Source organism: Actinomycetospora sp., from assembly GCF_055612215.1.
Window position 1 is genome coordinate 1 of record NZ_JBVPVA010000912.1, and the last position, 7,507, is coordinate 7,507.

7 protein-coding genes and 1 pseudogene are annotated in these 7,507 nt (G+C 74.6%); 3 read left to right on the forward strand and 5 right to left on the reverse strand.

Annotation, left to right across the window (positions count from 1 at the left end; all coding sequences use genetic code 11):
- The first annotated feature begins 167 nt into the window (after positions 1 to 167).
- The 3 genes from AC0CYZ_RS24805 to AC0CYZ_RS24815 all read left to right on the forward strand — a co-directional run bounded on the left by AC0CYZ_RS24805 (position 168) and on the right by AC0CYZ_RS24815 (position 3,392).
- A complete protein-coding gene (locus AC0CYZ_RS24805) occupies positions 168 to 770 on the forward strand; it encodes a sigma-70 family RNA polymerase sigma factor (protein WP_472220311.1) in 603 nt (200 codons plus the stop codon).
- Between the two features lie 124 nt (positions 771 to 894).
- Entirely contained in the window at positions 895 to 2,232 is a 1,338-nt protein-coding gene (locus AC0CYZ_RS24810; protein ID WP_472220300.1) for a DUF5667 domain-containing protein, read from the forward strand.
- 161 nt (positions 2,233 to 2,393) lie between these two features.
- Positions 2,394 to 3,392 carry an HAD family hydrolase gene (locus AC0CYZ_RS24815; protein ID WP_472220302.1) on the forward strand — a complete coding sequence of 333 codons (999 nt, stop codon included), beginning with the start codon at positions 2,394 to 2,396 and terminating at the stop codon, positions 3,390 to 3,392.
- Positions 3,393 to 3,435: 43 nt separating this feature from the next.
- On the opposite strand, the pseudogene AC0CYZ_RS24820 reads toward AC0CYZ_RS24815, so the two are convergent.
- From AC0CYZ_RS24820 to proC, 5 genes and pseudogenes are all read right to left on the reverse strand, one after another.
- A pseudogene (locus AC0CYZ_RS24820) lies at positions 3,436 to 4,488 on the reverse strand (lysophospholipid acyltransferase family protein).
- Between the two features lie 31 nt (positions 4,489 to 4,519).
- Positions 4,520 to 5,659 (reverse strand): NAD-dependent epimerase/dehydratase family protein, encoded by a 1,140-nt coding sequence (locus AC0CYZ_RS24825; protein ID WP_472220305.1) that lies wholly within the window; start codon positions 5,657 to 5,659, stop codon positions 4,520 to 4,522.
- Positions 5,660 to 5,758: 99 nt separating this feature from the next.
- Complete coding sequence (locus AC0CYZ_RS24830; RefSeq protein ID WP_010241351.1) at positions 5,759 to 5,860, reverse strand: 30S ribosomal protein bS22; 102 nt, start codon at positions 5,858 to 5,860, stop codon at positions 5,759 to 5,761.
- Positions 5,861 to 6,016: 156 nt separating this feature from the next.
- Positions 6,017 to 6,241: a helix-turn-helix domain-containing protein gene (locus tag AC0CYZ_RS24835; protein WP_472220308.1), complete on the reverse strand. Its 225-nt coding sequence runs from the start codon at positions 6,239 to 6,241 to the stop codon at positions 6,017 to 6,019.
- 222 nt (positions 6,242 to 6,463) lie between these two features.
- Positions 6,464 to 7,282 carry a pyrroline-5-carboxylate reductase gene (proC, locus tag AC0CYZ_RS24840; RefSeq protein ID WP_472220309.1) on the reverse strand — a complete coding sequence of 273 codons (819 nt, stop codon included), beginning with the start codon at positions 7,280 to 7,282 and terminating at the stop codon, positions 6,464 to 6,466.
- Positions 7,283 to 7,507: the final 225 nt, after the last annotated feature.

Consider the following 7,507-nt stretch of genomic DNA (forward strand, 5'->3'; position numbering starts at 1 on the left):
CTCCCGGTCCGCCACCGCCCGGCCACCCGACCGTGGCCGCGCCGACCGGCCCGGTGCCCACCCCCATCGGCGTGCACCCGCCGACGACGCCGATCGAGGCCCCCCGGGTCGACGAGCCGGTGATCCCCGCGGTGGAGGAGGTGCGGCCGGAGGACGAGGCGGCCGAGATCGACCCCGCCGACCTGCAGGGCGCCGGCCTCGAGGAGGCGGACGAGCAGGTCGCCGACGGCTGGGCGCTGGTCCGCGCCACCCAGGACGGCGACGTCGACGCGTTCGGGCAGCTGTTCGACCGCTACCACGACGTCGTCTTCCGGTTCGTCTTCTACCGGCTCGGCGACCGCGGGGTGGCCGAGGACCTCACCCAGGAGACGTTCGTCCGCGCCTTCCGGCGGATCTCCTCGGTCAGCTACCAGGGCCGCGACATCGGCGCCTGGTTCGTGACGATCGCGCGGAACCTCGTGCTGGACCACGTCAAGTCCAGCCGCTACCGGCTCGAGCAGGCCACCCCGGAGATCACCGACGTGGCGCCCGACCAGCACCGGCCCGGCCCGGAGAGCGAGGTCATCGCCGGCGCGACGCACGAGGAGCTCCTGCGCTGCGTGGCCAAGCTCGGCGAGGACCAGCAGGAATGCATCACTCTTCGGTTCCTCCAGGGACTCTCCGTGTCGGAGACTGCCCACATCATGGGGCGGAACGAGGGTGCGGTGAAGGCTCTGCAACACCGTGCGGTACGACGTCTCGCTCAATTGCTGCCCGAGGGTTTGCGGTGAGTGACAACGATGTGGTTCGACCCGTCGTCATGTTCCACGTAACCGGGAGCCCCTCCGGTCGTTTCGACGTACGACGAGATCGGTCCGTGCCGGACGGCACGGACGCACGATGAGGACGGACGACATGTCGAGCGGTCGCGACGGGGCAGACGAGCGGTTCGCCGCTGCCTGGGACGAGCGGATGCGCGGACGCGCTCCCGGTCGTCGTGCGCACCCCGGCGCGTCCGGAGCCCCGCTCGGCGATCACGCCCGACCCGGTGACGGTGACCTCGACGAGGACCTCCGCATCGCCGACCTGCTCAGCCGGGCGGGCCGGGCGACACCCGGCCCGGATCCCGAGACCTCCCGGCGGATGCGCGCGAGCCTCATGGCCGCCATCGCCGAGGAGTCCCCGCAGACCCCCGTCACCCGACGCACGGAGCGCGTGGAGCACGGCCCCGCCGCGCACGGCCGCCGTCGGGCCGACCGCCGGGGCGGCGCCCGCCCGGGGGACGGCCGTCCCGCCGGGTCCGCGACGACCGCCGGCCCCGGACGCTCCGCTCGCCGCGGCAGCGCTGCCCGCCGACTGCTCTCCACGACGGTGGCCGGGATGGCCGCCGTCCTCGCGCTCGGCGCGCTCACCGTGCTGCTCTCCCGCGGCGCCCTGCCCGGCGACATGCTCTACGGGATGAAGCGGGCCTCGGAGTCCACCGAGATCGGGCTGACCTCCGGCCAGGAGGCCAAGGCCCGCAAGCACCTCGACGTCGCGGCGCTGCGCCTCGACGAGATCCGTGAGCTGGTGTCGCGGGACTCGACCACCGCCGCCGGCTCGATGCCGACCGCCTCCGGTGCCGACGAGGTCGACGGCGCGCTCGTCGCGGACAACCTGCGCGCCTTCGACGACCAGGCCCGCACCGGCGCCCGGATGCTCCTCCCGCTGGTCAACTCCCCCGCCGGCCCGCCGCCCGGGCTGCTCTCGGCGTGGGCGGGCCAGCAGCAGCAGACGCTGGACCAGTTCTCCGCCTCGCTGCCGCCGGCCGGACGCGAGCAGGCCCTGTCGTCGCAGAAGCTGATCGCCCAGCTGCGCGACCGCGCCACCGCGTTCGAGGCGTCCTCCTCGCCGTGCGGCAGCTCGGACTCCGACGACCTCGGCCCGCTGCCCTCGCCCGCCTGCTCGGCCGCGAGCCGCGGCCCCGCGCCGAGCGTCGCGCTGCCGCCGACCTCGTCGTCCTCGTCGACCAGGGCCTCGACGCCCTCGAGCCGCCGCACCACCTCCTCGGAGCCGACGACGACGACGACGGCGACCGACGAGACGACGTCGAACCGCTCCAGCGACCCGCAGCAGAAGCCGCTCCTGCCGCTGCCGCTGCCGGGCACCACCTCGGCGCCGCCGATCAACGTCCCGGTGCCCGTGCCCGGCCTGCCGAAGGTGCAGCTGCCGCCGCTCCTCCCGGGCCTGCCCGGCCTGTCGCTCGGCAACTGACCGGGTCGCAGGGCCCACCCGCCGAGCCGCGGGCTCCGCGTCGCTGCGCTCGCCCCCGGGGCACGCCGCGACCCGGCGGGGTCGGTGGGCACCACTAAGGTGGTCCGCGAGATCGTGCCCGGCCGGGACGGTCCCCGCGTCGGTCGAGGAGGAGTCGGGCGGTGGTTGGACGGCGCGACCGGCGCGACCGGCGGGAGGCCGCGGATCGCGAGGCCGCCCAGCGGGCCGGTGAGGCCTCGGCGGCCGCGGCCACGGCGTTGGAGACCGACGCCTCAGCCCCAGCGGTCGACGACGGGTCCGCAGCCCGGGACGCCGGCGCGGCGGCCGCGGCCGCCGCGGAGACCGCCGGGCCCACGCTGCCCAGCGTGCCGCCCGACCTCACCGCGGCCGCGTTCTTCGACGTCGACAACACGATGATGATGGGCGCGTCGATCTTCCACTTCGCCCGCGGCCTCGCCGCTCGGAGCTTCTTCTCCGGAGCCGACCTGCGCGGCTTCGTGTGGCAGCAGCTGAAGTTCCGCCTCGGTGGGGAGGGCTCGCCGGAGAGCATCCGCGCCCACCGCGAGGCCGCGCTGTCCTTCGTCGCCGGCCGCGAGGTCTCCGAGCTCGTCGAGCTCGGAGAGGAGATCTACGACGAGCTGATGGCCGACCGCATCTGGGACGGCACCCGGGCGCTGGCCCAGATGCACCTCGACGCCGGGCAGCGGGTCTGGCTGGTCACCGCGACCCCGCTCGAGCTCGCCGCGATCATCGCCCGCCGCCTGGGGCTCACCGGGGCGCTCGGCACCGTCGCCGAGCACCACGACGGGGTCTACACCGGCCGCCTGGTCGGCGAGCTGCTCCACGGGCCCGCGAAGGCCCACGCGGTGCGCGCGCTGGCCGCCCGCGAGGGCCTCGACCTCCGGCGCTGCTCGGCCTACTCGGACTCCATCAACGACGCGCCGATGCTCTCGGTGGTCGGCACCGCGGTCGCGGTCAACCCCGACGCCGAGCTGCGCGGACTCGCCCGCCGCAACGGGTGGGAGATCCGCGACTTCCGGTCCGGCCGCAAGGTGGCCCGCATCGGGGTGCCATCGGTGCTGGGGGCCGGCGCGGTGGCCGGGGCCGTCGCCGCCGGGGCCGCCTACTCCCGGCGGCGGGGATGGCCGTCGCCCCCTTGAACACTGTCGGTCGTCCTCACGACCGACGGTGTTCACATGCCGCCTAGCCCAGGAACGCGTTCCGACGCCCGGAGAGCAGCCGGTAGAGCGTCTGCTGGATGTTCTCCCGCACCTGGTCGGTCAGGTTGAAGACGAGCATCGGGTCGTCCGCGGCACCGGGCTCGAACTCGTCGGTCCGGATCGGCTCGCCGAACTCGATTTACCACTTCGAGGGCAGCGGGACGAGGCCGAGCGGGCCGAGCAACGGCCACGTCGGGGTGATCGGGAAGTACGGCACCCCGAGCAGGCGGGCGATCGGCCCGAGGTCGCCGATCTTCGGGTAGATCTCCTCGGCACCCACGATCGAGCACGGGATGATCGGCACGCCGGTGCGCAGCGCGGCCGAGACGAAGCCGCCGCGCCCGAAGCGCTGCAGCTTGTAGCGGTCGGCGTAGGCCTTGCCGATGCCCTTGAAGCCCTCCGGCCAGACCCCGACGAGCTCGCCGGCGCCGAGGAGCTTCTCGGCGTCGGGGGTGCACGCCAACGTGTGGCCGGCCTTGCGCGCGACCGCCCCGAAGCCCGGCATCCCGAACACCAGGTCGGCGGCGAGCATGCGCAGGTTGCGCGGGGTGGGCAGGTCGTCGTGCGTGGCGACGACCGTCATCAGCGCGTCCAGCGGCAGCGTCCCGGAGTGGTTCGCGACGAGCAGCGCGCCGCCCTCGGCGGGGACGTTCTCCACCCCGATCGTCTCGACCCGGAACCACCGGTCGTAGAGCGGGCGCAGCGCCGGGAGGATGACGTTCTCGTTCAGGTCCGGGTCGAACCCGAACTCGTCGACGGGGTAGCGGCCCGCGAGCCGGCGCCGCAGGAACGCCGCGACCTCGGTGACCGCCGACTCGAGCTCCGAGGGCCGGGCCGGCACGAGGTCGGTGCCCGGCGCGTCGCCGCCCTCCGGGCCGTCCACGCGGTACTCCTCCACCGTCCCGCCGTCGTCCGGGCCGGTGCCCTCCGCCGCGGTGCCCGCGGGCCGGCCGGTCACGCCCCGGCGCCGCGGGGTCGGACGCGGACGGGGGCGTCCTCCCGCGCCGCGCAGCGGGATGACCTCGGCCTCGCCCATGGTCTGGTTCCTCCTGGTCCGGTCGGGCACCTCAGCGCACCGGGGTGAGCGCGGGGGTGGTCCTGGTCTCGATCTCGGGCGGCCGCCCGGGCGCCTCGGGCTCCCGTGGGCCGTGGCCCGGCAGCAGGTGGCCCGGCAGCACGTGCGCCGCGCGCAGCGCCACCGACTCGGCCACGCCGACGTAGCGGTCGGTGTCGAGCATCGGGCGCAGCGCGTTGCCGGCCACGAAGTCGTCGAACGCCTGCACCGTCGTCCAGCGGGGCTCGAACCCGAACTCGGTCTTGAGCTTGGTCGTGTCGACCACGCGACCGTAGTTGAGCAGGCGCATCTGTTCGGGCGAGAAGTCGACGAGCCGCGCCCGCCGGGTGATGCGTCCCACCCAGGGCACGAGCGGCTCCGGGATCGGGAGCGCCACCCGCCCGGCCCGGCGCACCGCCTGGGAGAGCATGAGCACGCCGTCCGCCCCGACGTTGAACACGCCGGGGAGGTCCTGCGTCGTCGCCCGCTCGAGGACGGCCAGGGCGTCCTCGGTGTGCAGCAGCTGCACCCTGGCGTCGTACCCGAGCACCACCGGCACCACCGGCAGCGAGAAGTAGTGCGCGAACGCGGTGTCCGCCCGCGGCCCGATCAGGTTGACGAACCGCAGCGTCGTCACCGGGATGTCGGGGCGGCGCCGCGAGAAGCTGCGCACGTAGCCCTCGATCTCGACGGCGTCCTTCGCGTACCCGCCGGGCGGGAGCGCCTTCGGCTCCGTGGCCTCGGTGAACATCGCCGGGTCGCGCGGGCTCGCGCCGTACACGCTCGTCGTCGAGCGCACGACGAGGCGCCCCACGGTGTCCGACTTCTGGCACGCCGCGAGGAGCTGCATCGTCCCGATGACGTTCATCTCCATCATCATCGAGCGCCCGCCGGAGGCCGACGGGTGACCCGACAACGACGCGTGGACGACGGTGTCGACCTTCGCGGTGCTGATGACCTTGCCGATCAGCGGGTTGCGGATGTCGACACGGACGAACTCCGCCCGGCCCATCCGTCGACGCATGTCCCGCGACGGGGGCGTGGTGTCCACGCCGAGCACGCGGTCGATCGACGGGTCCGACGCGAGGCGGGCCGCGAGCCCACCGCCGAGCTGACCGGCGACGCCGGTGACGAGGACGACGGACGGGGCCATGGCTCTCCCGGGGGCACCTACGGGGGGACGGACGTGACGGTCGGACCCACGGGATGCCGCCGGCACCGGCCGGGGCCGGTCAGGCCCGGCCGGAGCCGATCACTTGCCGAGCTTGCGACGCTGCACGCGGGTCTTGCGAAGCAGCTTACGGTGCTTCTTCTTCGACATCCGCTTGCGACGCTTCTTGATGACCGAGCCCATACGGGTTCCCTTCGCGACGTTCTCGTGGAGAGCACTGGCAGGGCCTGCTCGGCCCGGCGGCAAGCTTCCACCGTACCGGTGACCCGGGCGAACGGCGCACGCCGCCCGGGCACACCGGTCGACGACGCCGGCCGGAGCCGGCGTCGTCGGGCCGGACTAGCCGGCGTCGATGTACGAGCCCCGCAGGTACTCGTGCACCGCCTCCTCGGGCACCCGGAAGCTGCGGCCCACACGGACGGCCGGGAGCTCTCCGTTGTGCACCAGGCGGTACACCGTCATCTTCGAGACGCGCATCGTCGCGGCGACCTCGGCCACGGTGAGGAACTGCACCCGTGAGAGGTCGCCGTCTTCCCTCCGCCCTGAGGCGGCGTTCTGCGGCATGGTCGACCGCCTTCCGAGCACCCGTCGTGCCGCCGGTCTTCCCCTCCGGCGGTTCGACACGCACGTGCTGATCGGAGAGTAGCGAGACGGATGTGACGGATGAATCGCTCGACGTGATGGTGCGGTGGCCGTAGCGCTCGGCGCGTCAAGCGCACACGCCGCACGCCCGCCGCACCGGAAGATCACGACGAACGGTCGGGGACCCGGCCGAACGGGTGGGAATCACCCGCCGTAGGTCGCGCCCAGCGCGCGCGACGCGTCCCGGCAGCTCTCGACGGCGTCCGCGAACGCGGCACGCAGGCCGTGGGCCTCGAGGACCCGCAACGCGGCGGCGGTCGTCCCGCCCGGGGAGGTCACGGCCTCGCGCAGCAGCCCGGGGTGGGCGGGGCCGTCGGTGTCGTCGGTCAGCAGCCCGCCGGCCCCGTCCACGGTGGCCGAGACCAGCTGCGTCGCGACCGGCCGCGGCAGACCCAGCGCGACGCCCGCCTCGATCATCGCCTCGGCGACGAGGAAGAGGTAGGCCGGGCCGGAGCCGGACAGCGCCGTCGCCACGTCCTGCTGCGCCTCGGGCACGCGGACCGTCCGGCCGACCGCGCCCAGCAGCGTCTCGGCCGCGGCGAGGGCCTCCTCGTCGGCGTGGGTGCCGGGGGAGAGCACGCACATCGCGCGCCCGACGAGCATGGGCGTGTTCGGCATGACGCGGACGACCGGGGTGTCCGCGGGCAGCCACCGCTCGAGCGCGGCGGTCGGGATGCCCGCGGCCAGGGAGACGACGAGCGGGCGGGGCTGCGGCAGGGCGTCGTCGACCTCGCCGAGCACGCCTTCGACGTCCTGGGGCTTCACGGCGACGACGAGCACGTCGGCCCGGGTGGCTCCGGCGGCGTCCACGGCGGTGACTCCGAGGCGCGCGACGAGGTCGTCGGCCCGCGCGGTGTCGCGCTCGACGACGCGCAGAGCGGCCGGCTCGTGCCCGGCCGCCACCAGGCCGCCGAGCAGGGCCTCGCCGATCCGTCCGCCTCCGAGCACCGCCACCGTGGTCATGTCCCGGACCCTAGGGGTCGCCCGTCGGGGGGCCAGCCGTCGGTGGGCGCCCGTTCGTGCTCCCCGTCCCCCATGATCACGGGCACGCCACGCAGCCTCCGGGGCCGTCAGAGCTGCCAGATGTGCCCCTCGACGGAAGGCCCGCCCGCCGGAACGCCCGAGCGTCCCCGCCCCATGATCACGGGCACGCCACGCATCTCCGGACGCCGCAAGACCTGCCAGATG